This is a genomic window from Porphyromonas cangingivalis (genome assembly GCF_900638305.1).
Lineage (GTDB): Bacteria > Bacteroidota > Bacteroidia > Bacteroidales > Porphyromonadaceae > Porphyromonas_A > Porphyromonas_A cangingivalis.
In genome coordinates this window covers 1141764-1157651 of record NZ_LR134506.1, presented here as the reverse complement: position 1 = coordinate 1157651, position 15888 = coordinate 1141764, and the positions used below count along the sequence as shown (strand labels likewise).

Here is a 15888-nt window from a genome sequence, read left to right as displayed (position 1 = left end):
TCATGATCAAATTAGAAAACATCACCAAGATCTTTCGCACCGATGAGGTCGAGACAAGAGCATTGAACAACGTATCCTTAGAGGTCCGACAAGGAGAGTTTATAGCCATCATGGGACCTTCGGGCTGTGGCAAGTCTACCCTCCTCAACATCCTCGGACTGCTGGACAACCCTACCTCCGGAAACTATACCCTCGATGGCAAAGAGGTAGGACACCTCAAGGAAAAGGACCGTACCGTCATACGAAAGGGAAAGATCGGCTTCATCTTCCAAAGCTTCAACCTTATCGACGAGATGACAGTGGCGGAGAATATCGAACTCCCTTTGGTTTACCTTCGTATCAAACCTTCACAGCGTAAGGAGAGGGTCGAAGCGGCATTGTCTAAGATGAGCATCAGCCACAGAGCAGCGCACTTCCCCAGCCAACTCTCTGGTGGACAGCAACAACGTGTGGCCATAGCTCGTGCAACTGTCGCAGGACCTCTGCTCATCCTTGCCGACGAACCCACGGGTAACCTCGACAGCCAAAATGGTGCCGAGGTCATGAACCTGCTCACAACCCTCAACCAAGAGGGAGCAACGATCATCATGGTGACCCACTCTGAGAGAGATGCAGCGTATGCCCACAGAGTCATCAATCTCCTCGATGGTAGTATCAAATCATAAATATGTGTTGGTTATGAACGAACTGAAATTTGCTTATCGGAGGCTACTCCGGAGTAAGGGACTCAACACGATCAAGGTACTGAGTCTTGGACTCGGCTTTGCGATTAGTTTTGTGATGCTGGCCAAGGTGGCATTTGAGCTGTCGTACGACACCGTCTTCACAGATGCAGATCGTATCTACCATGTCAAGACCTTATCAGAGACCAATGGGGTAGAAAACGACTATAAGTCCATATCGGGTGCTGTCGCTCCCGGAATGAAAGCGGAGATCCCTCAGGTCGAGTTGGCGACACGTTATACAGGTATTTCAGGTGGGTCGAAACTCTATACCGACGACAAGAGGGGATATAATTTTGATGAAGCTGTACTTGCGGATGAGTACTTCTTCGAGATGTTCGATCAGAAAATACTTGCCGGTAATCCTAAAGAGATACTGACGACTGCCCTAAGATGTATGGTAAGCGACGAACTGGCGGAGAGGTTGGGCGGTGATGTCGTAGGTAAAACCTTTGTCATGCAGGAATATCCGGACATCAAATTGACGATCGGTGGAGTATTCGAGGCGTTCCCTGCAAACTCCTCGTTCGATATGGACATCCTTATTTCTATGACCAGTATCGGCAAGTTTACTTGGGACGGTAGCCAAAATTGGCTCGGTAACGACCGCTATCGTGGATACATCAAACTTGCTCAAGGAGTCGAGCCTGCCGATATCAAGGAGTCAATCTACAAGATGCAACAGAAGTATCAGGACATTGACTCGGTCAACGAAAAGATTGGTGGCTATCTGACTTATGTCCCTTCGCCCCTCTTGGATCTTCATTTGTCTGACAAGCACCTGTCGACCTCTATCCTGCTCATCGGCATCATAGGGCTGGTTGTCCTCATCATGTCCATCCTCAACTACACCCTGCTACGTATCACGTCGATCCTCAACAGCAGCAAGACCACTGCGATCATGAAGAGCGTCGGGGCAGAGCGCAAAGACATCCAGAAAAGTATCATCACCGACACTTTCGTTCATCTCTTGCTTGCGGTCTTTGTAGGTATCGTGTTTGTCGTGGCTTTTCATAAGGTCTTCTATCAGATCCTTCAGATCCGTGTGTCCGAACTCATATCTCCGACATCGATCCTCTTGGGTATCGTCATCCTTATCGTGACAGGTTTTGTCATCAGTGTCGGTCCGGGACGCATCATTGCTTCACAGCCCGTTATCTCCGTGATGACAAACTATAAAAAGACCAACCGCAGGTGGAAGCTATCGCTCCTATTCATCGAAAGCATCGGCGTGACATTCCTCCTTTGCACCGTGTTCTTCGTCCATCATCAGTATAACTATTCGGTTCGTTTGGATAAAGGCTACAATACCGATAAGGTCTACTACATCCCGACCAGTGCTATCGACAGTCTCGGTATCAAGAGCATCACCGACATCCTTCGAGATAGCCCCGAAGTCGAAGTCGTCTCACTTGGTTCGACACTTCCGTTCCACAACCAAAGTGGCGATAACATCTTCGACCCTGAGAGCGGAAAAGATATACTTCATATAAAAGACTTCTTCTGGTGCGACAAGTACTACTTGGAAGCCCTCAAGATACCGATCATTGAGGGTGAGGGTTATGATACAAAGCCGTGTCATGCCAAGAACATGGTCATCAGCAGGTCTTGTGCCATCAATCTCACAAAGAACATGGGCTGGGAGGACGGAGTCGTTGGCAAGGAGATCTATGTCACCAGTCACCAAAACCCTGTTACTATTATAGGTATATTTGAAGATATATTGGCTAAGCTATTTACTTCTGCTTTTCCCGAAAAGGCAAACATTGTCATGGCGGGTGGAGCTTGGTACAGATACTGCGAATATATGATCATCCGCATGAAGACAGATACACCCCAAGACTTAGCAAAAGTGGAAGAAATCATCAATAGATACTCCTTGTTTGGCGACCTCGAACTAATCAATGCGACAACATCCATGATCTGGCAATATGATAGCATCCAAAACGTGGGGTATTACGCCATCTTCGGGTCTGTCATTGCGCTTATCATCGCGATCATCGGGATTATCGGATACACTGAAGAAGAGGTGACAAGGCGGCGTAAAGAGCTTGCCATACGTATGGTCAACGGTGCTTCTCGTGCGGATGTCTTGCGACTCTTCCTGACAGACTACCTCAAGATCGGTGTACCTGCGGTGATCGCCGGACTTCTGCTTGCCAACTATGCCATAAAGACCTGGATGCAGGAGTTCTCGGACCACATCGAGGTATCGGCCTTTACGCTCATGCTCCTCGGTCTTGGAGTCCTTGCGCTCACTTCGCTCATCATGGGGGTGTACTGCCGTATCACAACGAGCAAAAATCCTATCATCTACCTTGCCGAAGAGTGATCTCTCAAAGAAGTGCTTAATTCGGATCATCCTCCCCGGCATTGAGGGTGCAAAAAAGGTCGTAAGACTTGTCGCAACAAGTCTTACGACCTTCGTCATCGAATCTTACGACTTTTTGTCGAGCCTTCTATACCTTTTTATGCGAAGGGTTAGAGAGTAAGAGATAACACTCAACTTTTATCATCTCTTGGGGGAGAATAATTATCTTTGTCCCAAAGCACAATACCCTGACAGTATGATGATACACTTGATACTCTGTTTTGTATTGACGGTGGCAAGTATCCTTTTGGCTGCCATGGGACATCTGTGGCTTGCGGTGGCTTGTGGCGCACTTGCGCTTGTTATTACCTTACGACTGTACCGTGCTGTCCGACGATCACATGCCAATATACTCACTGTCCTCCAAGCGATAGAAAACAACGATCACACTTACTACCTTTCCGAAAATGGGGCTTTAGCCTCTGACAGGAGATTCAACGAAACACTCAACCGCATCAAGCTCATCATCCAGACTACTCGTGAAGAGGTACGACAAAACGAACTCTTCCTCACGAAGATCATCGAACAAGTCCCCACGGGTATCATCATTACGACACCCCGGGGGGCGGTGAGATTCATCAACCAAGCAGCTCTTCGCCATCTCTCGCTCCCTATTATCACCCACCTGCATCGTATAGGGCAAGTCTATCCCGAACTTTTCGACCTGCTCTCATCTATGACGGACAATGACAGTAGGAGTCTCACCATCCATACCGAGAAGGAAGCTCGTTCGCTCGTCTTCGAACGCACGACCATCACCATCCCTATAGGGACAGTGCACATCTATTCGATACAAGATATCGAGGACGAGCTGACCCGAAAGGAGACGGACTCATGGATGTCGCTCATCAGGGTGATGACACACGAGATCATGAACTCCATAGCTCCCATACGCTCTGTGTCTGAGATCTTGCTCTCCGAAATGAGGGTAGCGAAAAAGGACGATGAAGCGACGATACAAGCGATAGAGACGATCCACGACACATCGGAGGGATTGATTCGCTTTGTCGAAGACTATCGGAAGTTCTCTGCCGTCCCACAACCACAGCCCGGTAGAGTAGATGTGCAGAAACTCATCGCCGGGGCAGTCTTCTTGAAAGAGGTCGACTTCAGAGATAAGGGGATCGAGGTGAAGGTGTCCGTTGCGGACGAATTGTCTGCCCTCACGGCAGATACTGCTCTCATCATGCAGGTGCTGCACAACCTACTCAAAAATGCACTCGAAGCCACCCCTCTCGGTGGCGAAGTGCGCATCACCGCACAGCTGAACTCTTCTCGACGACCTACGATAGAGGTCTTCAATACGGGAGCTTCCATACCCGACGAGGTCAAGGACTATATCTTTGTTCCTTTCTTTACCACCAAAGACGGTGGTAGCGGCATAGGGTTGAGTCTCTCTCGATACATCATGCGTCTGCATGGTGGCAACCTTCGTTACCGCCCTCATACGGATGGTGTGGTGTTCGTGATGGAGTTTTGACCCCGTCAGTCCGAAGGTGTAGTATTTACAAGTGGCGGATGAGTTCGTCCACGGCTTCTTCTCGTGTCGCCCAGTTGGTCACAAAGCGTACCAGAGTCTCTTGGTCTCCGCGTGGCCCCCACCGCTCGAACGAAGCAACCTGCATCAGACGGTCGATGTCTTCGTTGGGCATTCGGAAGAACTGCTGATTGGTGGGAGAGTCGATGTATGGCACATGGCCTTTGGCTATGAATGCCTGCTTCAACTTCATTGCCATCTGTATGGCATGTCGGGATATGCGGAAGTAAAGATCATCTGTGAAAATGGTCTCAAACTGTATGCCCAACAGTCTGCCTTTGGCCAACAAGGCACCGTGCTGCTTGACAAGCGGGAAGAAGTGAGGTAGCAGATCCGTCCGTGTCACGACAACAGCTTCGCCAAAGAGCGTACCGACTTTCGTTCCACCGATATAGAAGACATCGCACAGACGAGCCACATCCTCCAAGGTCACATCCGTACCGTCGGCCATCAGCCCATAGCCAAGCCTTGCACCGTCCATATAGAGGGGGATGTCGGCTTCTCGACAAACGGTACTCAAAGCCTCAAGCTCAGCCAACGAATACAGTGTCCCCAGCTCAGTGGGATGAGAGATGTAAAGCATCCCCGGAGCGACCATGTGCTCGTATGAGTCGTCTCGGTAGAAGTCCGTGATATACCCCTTGACATCCTCGGCTCTGACCTTGCCGTCATACGAAGGTAGAGTAAGCACCTTGTGTCCCGAAGCCTCTATTGCTCCCGACTCATGCACACTGATATGGCCTGTATCGGCTGCCAGTACCCCTTCGTGATGAGCAAGTAAACCGTCGATGACCGTTGCATTTGTCTGTGTGCCACCTACGAGGAAGAAGACCTTGCCTTGCTTCAGTCCACAAGTCTCGAGGATGCGTTGTCTCGCCCTCTCGGTGTACTCATCCGTCCCATAGCCGGAAGTCTGCTCAAGATTGGTCTCCATCAGACGACGCATCAACTCGGGATGCGCCCCTTCCATATAATCGCTGTCGAAGTGTAGCATATCGTTAATCTTCCTTAGTCTTACCACAAAAATACCCATAAATCCTCTCAATGGGCGTCTTATGATCGACAAATCCTCCGGAGAGGGATGAACACTGTTTCAGAGGATCGTTTTTGTCATTATACGGTCTTTCTATAATCTGTGTTTTTACGAATTATGGGGTATAAAAATAAATTTATCAGAAAGTTTGATTTTCGAGTCTTTTTATTACTTTTTCTTTGATTTTGTCGCTTTTTGTCTGTATAATTGTAGTGAGGTTAGTCCTTTCGAGGTTCTAGTGATAGACCCTGCGTTGGGATCTTGCAATTATGAAAACAAAGGGAAACACACCTATGTCATGCTCCCTGCATTGGGGCTCTGGGTCTTGATTTATGGAGCAGATGACTTCTTCAAAGGTTGTGTGAAGTGTCCTCTCGTTGATATCTGAGCCTTTTCGGAGGTAAGGTGCTCATGTGAGGACGTCGTCCAAGGGAGTCTGCTCCTTGGGATGTTCACACGAAAAAGAGACGAACAGAGTCGGCTAACCTCCTCTGTTCGTCTCCTGTTTTTACTAGCTTCATTCTCCTTTCACCTTTGACTTCCATGCTGACCTCACGCATCCCGAGTATTTGTTCAAGGGGAACACCCTCTTGTTTGGATAGGAGGGATGGGGGGGCTTTAGGTTGTCTTGTCCTGTGTGCATCCTTTGGGCAAATAAAAAGGCAGTGTCGAAGTTGGATTTTTCGACACTGCCGGAGGGTTCAGAGTTTTTGCGGTAAAGGAGAAAAATATTTTCTCTCTCAAATATCCATCAGACTCTCTTGATGATAATCGCGGTACCCATACCACCTCCGATACAGAGGGATGCGAGACCGAGGGTCTTGTTGTAGCGTTTGAGCTCGTGTATGAGGGACACAAGGATACGGTTGCCCGATGCTCCGATAGGGTGACCGAGAGCGATGGCACCGCCGTGGAGATTGGTGCGTTCGTCGAACCACTCACGTGTCACACCACACTCTTCGATGAGTTCGTGGATTACGCCAAGTGACTGCGCTGCGAAAGCTTCGTTGAGCTCGATGATCTCCATGTCTGAGAGCTTGAGACCTGCTCTTGAGAGGGCTTGTTTGATCGCAGGGACAGGACCTAGACCCATGACTTGTGGATCGACCCCGCCTGTGCCGATGGCTACAATTTCACAAAGGGGTGTGAGACCGTACTTCTTGACAGCATCTTCGTCTGCAAGCATCACGAACGATGCTCCGTCGTTGAGCCCCGATGCGTTACCTGCCGTGACTGTTCCGTCCTTCTTGAAGGCTGGTTTGAGCGTGCCAAGTTTTTCGAGGCTGGTACCACGGTTGGGGTACTCGTCCTTGTCAACGACTTCAGTCCCCTTGCGTGTGACGATATTCATGGGGACGATCTCTTCGTCGAAATACCCTCCGTCGACAGCAGCAATGGCTTTGGTCTGTGATGCGATGGCGAACTTGTCTTGTTCTTCTCGTGTGATGTGGTACTTCTCAGCGATATTTTCGGCTGTGATCCCCATGTGATAGTTGTGGAAGGCATCGGTGAGACCGTCGTTGACCATGTGGTCCACGGCATTGAGTGCCCCCATCTTGTAGCCTTGGCGGACGTTCGAGGGGAGTACGAAGCCTGCGTTGGACATAGACTCTGTACCACCTGCGATGACGACAGAAGCGAGACCACAGAGGATATCGGCATAGGCGTTCATCACGGCCTTCATACCGCTACCGCAGACCATGTTGATCCCGTAAGCCGGTACTTCGTGTGGGATGCCTGCATTGATGGCACATTGGCGTGACACCCCTTGCTTCTGACCTGCTGAGAGGACATTACCGGCGATGACTGCATCGATGTGCTTGGGATCGATGCCGGTGTCTTTGATGATCTGCTTGATGACCTCAGCTCCGAGTTCACCGGGTTGAAACGATGCCAAACCGCCCATAAACTTGCCTATTGGGGTACGCTTGGCTGCTGTGATATACACTTTCTTCATAAGTATAATAGTTTTAGATAGTTTTATCCACAAAATAAACCCCATCCGCAGTCTCCTCTTGGGAGAGTGGATGAGGTTTATGTATTTGTCGTGATCAACTCAACATGGGTTTCAAATCAGGAGAGAAGATGAGGGTCGCTTCAGTGGCGTTGATGACATCTTCCTTGGTAAATTCGGGGTGGATCTCGGTGACGACAAGCCCCTCGGATGTGATGTTGATGACGCACATCTCGGTGACGATCATATCCACTTGACCTGCTGCGGTGAGTGGAAGGGTACACTCCTTCATAATCTTTGCCTTACCTTTGGCTGTGTGCTCCATGGCGAGGATGACTTTGCGTGTACCTGTCAAAAGGTCCATCGCACCACCCATGCCGGGTACCATCTTGCCAGGGATGTTCCAGTTTGCAAGGTTGCCCTTCTCGTCGACCTGGAGTGCTCCGAGGATGCTGATGTCGACGTGTCCGCCACGTATGATGGCAAAGGAGGTCGCACTGTCGAATGTGGCTGCCCCCTTGGCAGGAAGGATGGCACCGCCTCCGGCGTTGATGAAGTAGGGGTCTTCTTTGCCGGCTTCGGGTGTAGGACCGATACCGATCATACCGTTCTCGGAGTGTAGCACGACATCTACGCCTTCGGACAAGAAGTTCGGGATGAGGGTGGGGAGACCGATGCCGAGATTGACGACATCTCCGTCTTTGAGCTCAAGAGCCACTCGTCTTGCGATGACTTCTCTGATCTGATTCTTATCCATAGATCTATGATTTATTATTTGTTATTCATTCTTCTGTCCAACTCCTGAGCCACAAACGAAGCCACATCATCAGCATAGGTATTCATGCCGAAGCCGGCGTCATAACCGAGCTCTTTTGCCAACTCATGAGAGATACGTGGACCTCCGGCACAGAGGATGACCTTGTCGCGGAGACCTTCGGCCTCAAGCATTTCAACAAGCTCGATCATGTTGTGGATGTGTACATCCTTCTGTGTCACGGTCTGCGACACCAAGAGGGCATCGGCATTCATCTCAATGGCTTTTGCGATGAAGTCTTCATTGAGGACTTGGCTACCCATATTAAGGGTATCAAACATTTCGTAGCGTTCGAGTCCGTAGTGACCGGCAAAGCCTTTCATGTTCATGATCGCGTCGATACCTACGGTGTGGGCATCGGTACCGGTACTCGCACCGATGACACGGATGGGACGTCCGATGTTCTCTTTGATGAACTGGTCGGTCTCCTGCATATCCCACTTTGTTCCTTCGACCTTGGGAACGTGGATGGAGGTGTAGTCGATGGTGTTGGTATAGCTGCCATAGCAGTTGAAGAAAGTGAAGCCTTCTTTCAGTTCTCTGTGAAAGACGACTTGAGGGTTATTGAAGCCCATCTGCTTGAGCAACAGCTTGGCAGCCTCTATGGCTTCGTCTCCTGCAGGGACAGGGAGGGTGAAGCTAAGCTGAGTCTTGCCATCGTTCATCGTGTCGCCGTATGGCTTAATCTTGGTGAGGTCCAGCGTTTGGTCAAAGTCATTGGCCTCTGTAGAGTATAATCCTCCGCTCATATCTTTGGTTGCTTATTGTATGCTGTTGTTGTTAGTACCGGGGTTCATGATCTCAATGAATGGGTTGATGTAGTGTTCGCCTTTGAGGCAGACACCGGCAAGTCCTTTACCTCCGTCTTGCGGACGTTTGACGTCACCGAACTTACCCTTTTCGATAGCGATGAAGAGTCCTTCACCTTCGAGCTCTTGGAGCAGGGCAATGGTCTTGGCAAGCACGTGCTTGGCTCTCGTCTGTATGATACCACCTTCTTTGTAATACATCTCTTCGCCGATGGACTTCATGTTGTTGAAGATGTACTTGGCGTTTTCGATGGAGAGGTAACGGTCGCTCATGAACGGAGTGTGGATCGCTTCGGTAGGCATACCGAGGAGCTGGATACCTTGTGATGTCCAGATTCCGATCATATTGAACAATGCATCTTGGAGGTGACCACGGAAGATGTTACCCGTCATAAACTTTGTGGGAGGCATATATTTGAGTGGTGCCTTGGGGAAGATCTCACGTGTCATCTGAGCTTGTGCAAGCTCGAAGAGGAATCCGTTTTCGAGCTCGGGATCCATCTCGAATGCGTGACCAAGACCCATTTGTTCTTCGGGAAGACCTGCCATGAGTGCAAGCTGTTCGTTGATGAGGTCCGACGCCAACACGGTGTGTGCTTCTTCGACAGCATCGGCAGTGGTGAGGTAGTTGTCTTCCCCGGTATTGATGATAACGCCTGCAAAGCCATTGATGACACGAGACATGTACTGGTCCACAAGGGTACGCTTCATGTTGATGTCACGGAACAAGATACCGTAAAGGGCATCGTTGAGCATAACGTCAAGACCTTCGAGTGCTCCCATTGCGGCGATCTCAGGCATACAGAGTCCCGAGCAGTAGTTACAGAGACGGATATAACGTCCGACCTCTTCGCCCACCTTGTCGAGCGCACTACGCATGATGCGGAAGTTTTCCTGTGTCGCAAACGTACCACCGAAACCTTCTGTGGTGGCTCCGAAAGGTACGTAGTCCAAAAGGGACTGTCCTGTCGTACGGATCACAGCGATGATGTCCGCTCCTTGACGAGCTGCCGCCTCTGCCTGCACGACGTCTTCGTAGATGTTACCTGTCGCGACGATGACATAGAGATAAGGACGCGAACCTTCACCGAGGGTCTCGATGTAGTGCTCTCTCTTGTGTCTTCTCTCGCGGATACGAGCGACGCTGGCTTCGATGAAAGGCATGATTGCCTTGGTGACCTCCTCTTGGCTATGGAAAGGGAAAGAGGTGAGGTCGAGTTGTTCGAAAGCCACCTTTTCGGCCAATTGTTGTGGGGTAAGACCTGTGGCGATGATACCGTTGGCCAGATAAAACAAGATCCCATTCTCGAGAGAGTTCTTGTTCTTGAGGTCATCTACCACGACGTTGGGTAGAGGCACACCGTCTGCATCGACATTGTCAATACCGATGAGGCGACAGAGGGTACGCTCCACAGCCACAGTGGTGTAATCTTTTACGAACGTCTGTACATCAAGTGCGATCTTACGAGCCGAGGCACGCGCACGATCTACATCCTTAAAGTCAATTCCTAATTTGCTTTGCTGTTGCATAGTAATGCTGATGCTTTATAATGTTTGAGGGTTTTCTTTGTCAATGTATTGGTGGATGCGAGAGAGCAACTGAGGTGCTATGCCGATGATCTCGGCAATGCGGATCGCCTCATGCGGTACTTCGCCGTCCTGTGCTTCTTCCAAAGAATAGTCTATGAAGTTGTTGATATTCTCGATGCTGATCTGGTGGTTTGGGTCTTTTTGCTCGCAAAAACCCTTCACTCTCAACTTCCGACAAGGGGTGTCCACGGCATAGTGAGAGGTCACGAGAGCCGCGACCTTGTGCTCGGCAAGGAAGTCCAAGACACTACAGACGATGGCGCTTCCCTCTTGGGGATTGGTCGTACGTGCCAGCTCATCGACGAGTACCAACTGGCGTGTCCCATGAAGAGCGGCTTGGATGATGTCGTTGACACGAAGCATCTCTGCCGCATAGGATGAAAGTCCTCTCGAAGTATCTTCTGCATCTCCTATGGACAGAGATATCTTCTCGACCGGGACTATCTTCGCTCGGCTTGCAGGGACGAAGCAGCCGAACTGGAATAATGCTTGTGCAAGGGCGACCGAACGAAGCAGGACACTCTTCCCTGCCATATTTGCGCCCATGATGAGTGTTGGTGACTGTGAGAGCCGGATATCCACAGGTTGGAAAGTCTTGCCTTGCTGAGCAAGCGAATCCTTGAGTTGGGGAAGGAAAAGCCCCTTGTACTCTGTCTCCCCTGTCCCTATCTCCGGACGCACGAGTCCCATCCCAAGTCCTTGATCGGCTCTTGCGATAAGGATATCAAGGTATGCCAAGGTGTCAAGAGCCAGCATAAGGTCGTCTGCATGTTCGACAAGCTTGGCAGAGAGGTGCTTGCGCACCTTGTCTTCTTCTCGCTGCGCTTGATGACGGACATCTTCAATCTCGACCTCATCAGCATTGTTATTGATCATGAGGGAGATCCTACGTCTGAGCTCTGCCAGGACAATGGAGTATCTGTCGTAGATGTAGAAGTGGGGGATCCTCTTTTGCTCGGGGTCGAGGAGGTCTATCACAACCGTGAGGTCAGGTATCCTGAGATAAGTCAGTCCCAGAGGTGAGATCATCTGCATGATGTCCTGCGCAAGTAGCGAAAAGGACTTGATCTCGAAGAGTTCGATGTCGGTCAGGACGTTGCGATTGCTCAGATGCCTGATTGTGTTTGCGATGTCGTGCAACTGCATCATGCGGGTCGAAAGGAGGGAGAAGAGCTGTTCGTTTGCACCATCGGCATAGCATGCCGAAAGCCGCCCAAGGTGGTCAAGTGCCTCCTCGATATCTGCCTCTTCGGTCATCATCTTCTGTGCCAAGAGTGTACGCCTGCCGGCCGATGTGAGTATGTTCAGCTCATCGACCATGTAGCGTAGCCCTGTTATCTCCTTTATTGCATCCTTTAGTAACATCATCTGTTGTCCTTATATCATAAGTCCGACCAAGGTCGTTCTGTATTTCAAGCCTTCTTTCCGAAAGTTGGGGACATCGCTTTCTCTCCTTCTACAACTTCTTTTCTTTGCTCTGCTCGTTGGTGTTTTCTTTTTGCTGAGGGAAGCAACTCTTCTACCTTATGGAGACGTAATCTTCATAATGTCATAGACGGGTACATTGAGTTCGCGGCTCATCTGTTCTCTCAAAGTCTCGGAGTCTAAGTAGAATCCCGCAGGAGAGTATGGATTGACCGTGACGGCAATGAGGTTGCTATGCATCAGGCTCAGCATACGGTTGCCTTCACGGACGAAGGCATCGTAGACCTCTTGGGTGGCAAAGACTTTCGTAAAGTCCGACACTATGAGCTCGACCTGTTTGCGTTGTTGGCGCAAGAAGTTGAGTAGCTTGTCGCTGATCGCTCCTGTGACAAAGAGACGAGTGCCATATCTGAATATATCCTTCTCTCTCTTCTCTATCAGGAATATCGATGGAATCTCCAGATCGTGTATGCTCCCTTCGTCATCCACTGCCCATATCCCTGAGGAGAGTGAGCTCAGTGTGGGCAACCATTCCTTGCGTACCCGGGGGAGCTCTATGAGCTGTTTGACGTATTTAGTCTTGCGGACAAGCTGAGGGATGTTGGCACTGAAGGCCGCCCCTGTGGCGAGTACGATACCATCCGTCACGGCAGGTGATGCCAAGCTCATTCGGGACAAGGCTCCATCGACAAGGGTTGTCTGTATTCCTCGGGCAGAGAGTTGATCGATGAGGGCTTTGACACCCATCGTCTCTGCTGGGCCGGAGATGAGACATTTCCCCTGCTGGATCACATTGGCGGTGATCAGTCGTCCGAGAGAAGTGTACTTTCGTCCCACATCAACGATCTCGGAGACCAGTTGTCTCTGGAGGTAATGCACCTCCGATGTCACGAATGTCATGCCTTTATAGATCGTTACCTGTGGCTTGGGGGTCGAGGTGACCCTGTCGGTATGCTCTCCGTCGACACCTATGGAAGTGATGGCGACAGGGGTATCCATGGTGCTTAGTCGGCGAAGAATATAGTTGAGACATACGGTCTTGCCCGTATTCTTTGCCAACCCCACTATGGCAACACTGCGGTAACGCAATATGTCGTCTATGAAAGGCACTCTGTCAGACTTTTCGTTGTTTGTTGGTTTTATGGACTTTTGAGATAGAGGAGAGGGGACAGAGAACAAAAAACACCTACTCCACACTGTCTCCTCTCCTCATATCAAAAGTCTCGCTTTAGTGCTGGTTGCGCTCGAAGCGAGCAAGGTTCTTAGGCTCGATAGCGAGCTGTTGACCTGCCAAGAGGGCAGCCACACCTTCTTTCTTTTTGTTTTGACAATCTTCGCAGTGACAGTCTTCCTTGTAGTCCTCTGGCTCTGTGTAAGTGGTCAAGACGCCTTCGTAGTTACGTACGACGACACGACCCGGAGCTTGAGACACGAGGTAGTTCGGCATCACAGGGATCTTACCGCCACCACCGGGAGCATCGACGACGAATGTCGGTACTGCATAGCCGGAAGTATGTCCGCGGAGGTTCTCGATGATCTCGATACCCTTGGACACAGGAGTACGGAAGTGTCCGATACCCATCGAAAGGTCACACACATAGATGTAATATGGTCTCACACGGATCTTGACGAGCTCGTGGACGAGTTTCTTCATCACGTGAGTACAGTCGTTGATGCCTCTGAGGAGAACACTTTGGTTACCGAGAGGAACACCTGCGTTAGCCAAACGCTCACAAGCGAGCTTAGCTTCGGGTGTGATCTCATTGGGGTGGTTAAAGTGTGTGTTGAGCCATACCGGGTGATACTTCTTCAGCATCTCGCAGAACTCAGGTGTGATACGCTGTGGCATCACGACCGGGGTGCGTGAGCCGAAGCGGATGATCTCTACGTGAGGGATCTCTCTGAGCTTCTGTAGGATGTACTCGATACGTTTGTCGGGTACGAGGAGTGCATCTCCACCACTGAGGAGGACGTCACGCACCTGTGGCGTACGAGCGATGTAGTCGATACATCTGTCGATGCGTTCGAGTGGAGACGAAGCGTCTTTCTGTCCTGCAAAACGTCTGCGTGTACAGTGACGGCAGTACATCGCACACTGGTCGGTGATCAAGAAGAGGACACGATCCGGATAACGGTGTGTCAGGCCTGGTACGGGGCTGTCGGCATCCTCATGCAATGGGTCTTGGATATCAGCAGCACTGATATGTAGCTCATTGATGGTAGGGATGGACTGCTTGCGCACGGGGTCGTGTGGATCGTTGGGATCGATGAGACTGAGGTAGTATGGGGTGATCGCCATACGGATGGTCTTGAGAGACTCACGCACACCCTCCTCCTCCTCGGGAGTGAGTTGGATGTACTTCTTGAGGTCCTCAAGGGTCTCGATACGGTTACGTACCTGCCACTGCCAATTGTTCCAGTCTTCGTCCGAGACATTCGGGAAGAACAGTTTTCTATTTCCTTCAACCATGGCGGATTATGCGTAAAGTTCGGTGAAAATCTTACGAAGTTCTTCAGACTCTCTGAGTTCTTGAAGCGTGATTTCTGCGTGACCCTTGGTATAACCGTTACCGATGAGCATGGTCACATCGCTACCTACGCCTTCTGCACCGAGGGCAGCCTTGGTGAAGCTGGTTGCCATAGAGAAGAAGTAAACGACACCTGTATCCTTGGTGATGAGGATACTTGTCATTTCTGTATCAGGGATGTTTACGTTGTTGATGGTGATGTCTGCAAGCTGACCGTTGGTGAGTGCTTCGATCTTTTCGAGTACGGGTACAGGTTGAGTAGCATCAGCAGAGAATACCTCGTCACAGAATCCGAGCTTTTGGAGACGCTCGGTACTCTTTGCAGAGTGAGTGATACCGATGACCTTACCTGTCACACCTGCTCTCTTCTTCGCTTCGTAGCAGCAGAGCATACCACTCTTACCACCTGCACCGATGATGACCACGGTATCGCCGGGCTTCACGAGGCGAGCTGTCTGCGCAGGAGCACCTGCTACGTCAAGAGCAGAGAGTGCCAACTTTTCGGGGAGGTCAGAAGGAATCTTGGCGTAGATACCGCTTTCGAATAGGATCGCCTTACCATCGATGTCCACTTGGTCTACATCCGCGCGAATCTCTTTGATCTTGTCGATGCGAAGTGGAGTAAGAGAGAGCGAAACGAGGGTAGCAATCTTGTCACCCACCTTTAGGTCGATCTTGTCTTCGAGGGCCGAACCGATCTTTTCTACCTTTCCGAGGAGCATACCGCCCGAGCCGGTCCATGGGTTGCGGTGCTTACCTTGCTTTTCGACGATCTCCATCATGATCTCTGCGATCTTGGCGTGATCACCGCCTGCACGTGCACTGATGTCTGTGAACGAAGCCGAGTCGATGTTGAGTGTCTGTACATCGATGAGGATCTCGTTGTCGTAGATCTCATCCATGTTGTTGTCGATCTTGTTTGCTGGTTGTGGGAGTACGCCCACAGGGTCGATGACACGGTGTGTACCGTATTTATTTCCTTTCTTCATGAGTTTATAGAGGGTTGTGATTAAAAAGTTTCTATCTAATTGAAGACCCACCGATACCTTCCTCTCCACTCTCGGGTGAAGTGGGAGGAAGGGTCGATGATCTATATTTGAGCCAA

The 15888-nt window shown here is 50.4% G+C and carries 12 protein-coding genes; 3 read left to right on the top strand and 9 right to left on the bottom strand.

From position 1 onward, the window contains the following. Positions 1 to 2 precede the first annotated feature (2 nt). The 3 genes from EL262_RS04830 to EL262_RS04820 all read left to right on the top strand — a co-directional run bounded on the left by EL262_RS04830 (position 3) and on the right by EL262_RS04820 (position 4573). Positions 3 to 665, top strand: a complete 663-nt coding sequence (locus tag EL262_RS04830) for an ABC transporter ATP-binding protein (protein WP_036852320.1) — start codon at positions 3 to 5, stop codon at positions 663 to 665. Positions 666 to 678: 13 nt separating this feature from the next. Beyond that, positions 679 to 3054, top strand: coding sequence for an ABC transporter permease (locus EL262_RS04825; protein ID WP_159442728.1), 2376 nt, complete (start codon positions 679 to 681; stop codon positions 3052 to 3054). Between the two features lie 235 nt (positions 3055 to 3289). After that, entirely contained in the window at positions 3290 to 4573 is a 1284-nt protein-coding gene (locus EL262_RS04820) for a sensor histidine kinase (protein WP_078735591.1), read from the top strand. Between the two features lie 25 nt (positions 4574 to 4598). On the opposite strand, the gene EL262_RS04815 is transcribed toward EL262_RS04820, so the two are convergent. The 9 genes from EL262_RS04815 to kdd all read right to left on the bottom strand — a co-directional run bounded on the left by EL262_RS04815 (position 4599) and on the right by kdd (position 15772). Then, positions 4599 to 5624, bottom strand: a complete 1026-nt coding sequence (locus EL262_RS04815; RefSeq protein ID WP_078735602.1) for a threonine aldolase family protein — start codon at positions 5622 to 5624, stop codon at positions 4599 to 4601. 790 nt (positions 5625 to 6414) lie between these two features. Continuing rightward, positions 6415 to 7620, bottom strand: a complete 1206-nt coding sequence (locus tag EL262_RS04810; RefSeq protein ID WP_025837027.1) for an acetyl-CoA C-acetyltransferase — start codon at positions 7618 to 7620, stop codon at positions 6415 to 6417. Positions 7621 to 7714: 94 nt separating this feature from the next. Beyond that, positions 7715 to 8374 carry a 3-oxoacid CoA-transferase subunit B gene (locus tag EL262_RS04805; RefSeq protein ID WP_025837028.1) on the bottom strand — a complete coding sequence of 220 codons (660 nt, stop codon included), beginning with the start codon at positions 8372 to 8374 and terminating at the stop codon, positions 7715 to 7717. 14 nt (positions 8375 to 8388) lie between these two features. Continuing rightward, complete coding sequence (gene kamE, locus EL262_RS04800; RefSeq protein ID WP_025837030.1) at positions 8389 to 9180, bottom strand: lysine 5,6-aminomutase subunit beta; 792 nt, start codon at positions 9178 to 9180, stop codon at positions 8389 to 8391. A gap of 12 nt (positions 9181 to 9192) precedes the next feature. Further along, the gene (gene kamD, locus EL262_RS04795) at positions 9193 to 10770 is read right to left on the bottom strand and encodes a lysine 5,6-aminomutase subunit alpha (protein WP_025837032.1); all 1578 of its coding nucleotides are present in this window, start codon (positions 10768 to 10770) and stop codon (positions 9193 to 9195) included. 15 nt (positions 10771 to 10785) lie between these two features. Next, positions 10786 to 12195, bottom strand: coding sequence for a lysine 5,6-aminomutase reactivase ATPase KamC (kamC, locus tag EL262_RS04790; RefSeq protein WP_223191294.1), 1410 nt, complete (start codon positions 12193 to 12195; stop codon positions 10786 to 10788). 159 nt (positions 12196 to 12354) lie between these two features. Continuing rightward, positions 12355 to 13365, bottom strand: coding sequence for a lysine 5,6-aminomutase reactivase subunit KamB (gene kamB, locus EL262_RS04785; protein WP_234983416.1), 1011 nt, complete (start codon positions 13363 to 13365; stop codon positions 12355 to 12357). 118 nt (positions 13366 to 13483) lie between these two features. Further along, on the bottom strand, positions 13484 to 14725 hold the full coding sequence (gene kamA, locus EL262_RS04780; RefSeq protein ID WP_025837034.1) for a lysine 2,3-aminomutase: 1242 nt from the start codon (positions 14723 to 14725) through the stop codon (positions 13484 to 13486). 6 nt (positions 14726 to 14731) lie between these two features. After that, on the bottom strand, positions 14732 to 15772 hold the full coding sequence (gene kdd, locus EL262_RS04775; protein WP_025837035.1) for an L-erythro-3,5-diaminohexanoate dehydrogenase: 1041 nt from the start codon (positions 15770 to 15772) through the stop codon (positions 14732 to 14734). Positions 15773 to 15888: the final 116 nt, after the last annotated feature.

Excerpts from the sequence above, each read along its gene's own strand:
- kdd (WP_025837035.1), bottom strand. The coding sequence starts at position 15,772 with ATGAAGAAAGGAAATAAATACGGTACACACCGTGTCATCGACCCTGTG.
- EL262_RS04830 (WP_036852320.1), top strand. The coding sequence starts at position 3 with ATGATCAAATTAGAAAACATCACCAAGATCTTTCGCACCGATGAGGTC.
- EL262_RS04815 (WP_078735602.1), bottom strand. The coding sequence starts at position 5,624 with ATGCTACACTTCGACAGCGATTATATGGAAGGGGCGCATCCCGAGTTG.
- EL262_RS04805 (WP_025837028.1), bottom strand. The coding sequence starts at position 8,374 with ATGGATAAGAATCAGATCAGAGAAGTCATCGCAAGACGAGTGGCTCTT.
- EL262_RS04820 (WP_078735591.1), top strand. The coding sequence starts at position 3,290 with ATGATGATACACTTGATACTCTGTTTTGTATTGACGGTGGCAAGTATC.
- EL262_RS04810 (WP_025837027.1), bottom strand. The coding sequence starts at position 7,620 with ATGAAGAAAGTGTATATCACAGCAGCCAAGCGTACCCCAATAGGCAAG.
- kamE (WP_025837030.1), bottom strand. The coding sequence starts at position 9,180 with ATGAGCGGAGGATTATACTCTACAGAGGCCAATGACTTTGACCAAACG.
- kamC (WP_223191294.1), bottom strand. The coding sequence starts at position 12,195 with ATGTTACTAAAGGATGCAATAAAGGAGATAACAGGGCTACGCTACATG.
- EL262_RS04825 (WP_159442728.1), top strand. The coding sequence starts at position 679 with ATGAACGAACTGAAATTTGCTTATCGGAGGCTACTCCGGAGTAAGGGA.
- kamA (WP_025837034.1), bottom strand. The coding sequence starts at position 14,725 with ATGGTTGAAGGAAATAGAAAACTGTTCTTCCCGAATGTCTCGGACGAA.
- kamD (WP_025837032.1), bottom strand. The coding sequence starts at position 10,770 with ATGCAACAGCAAAGCAAATTAGGAATTGACTTTAAGGATGTAGATCGT.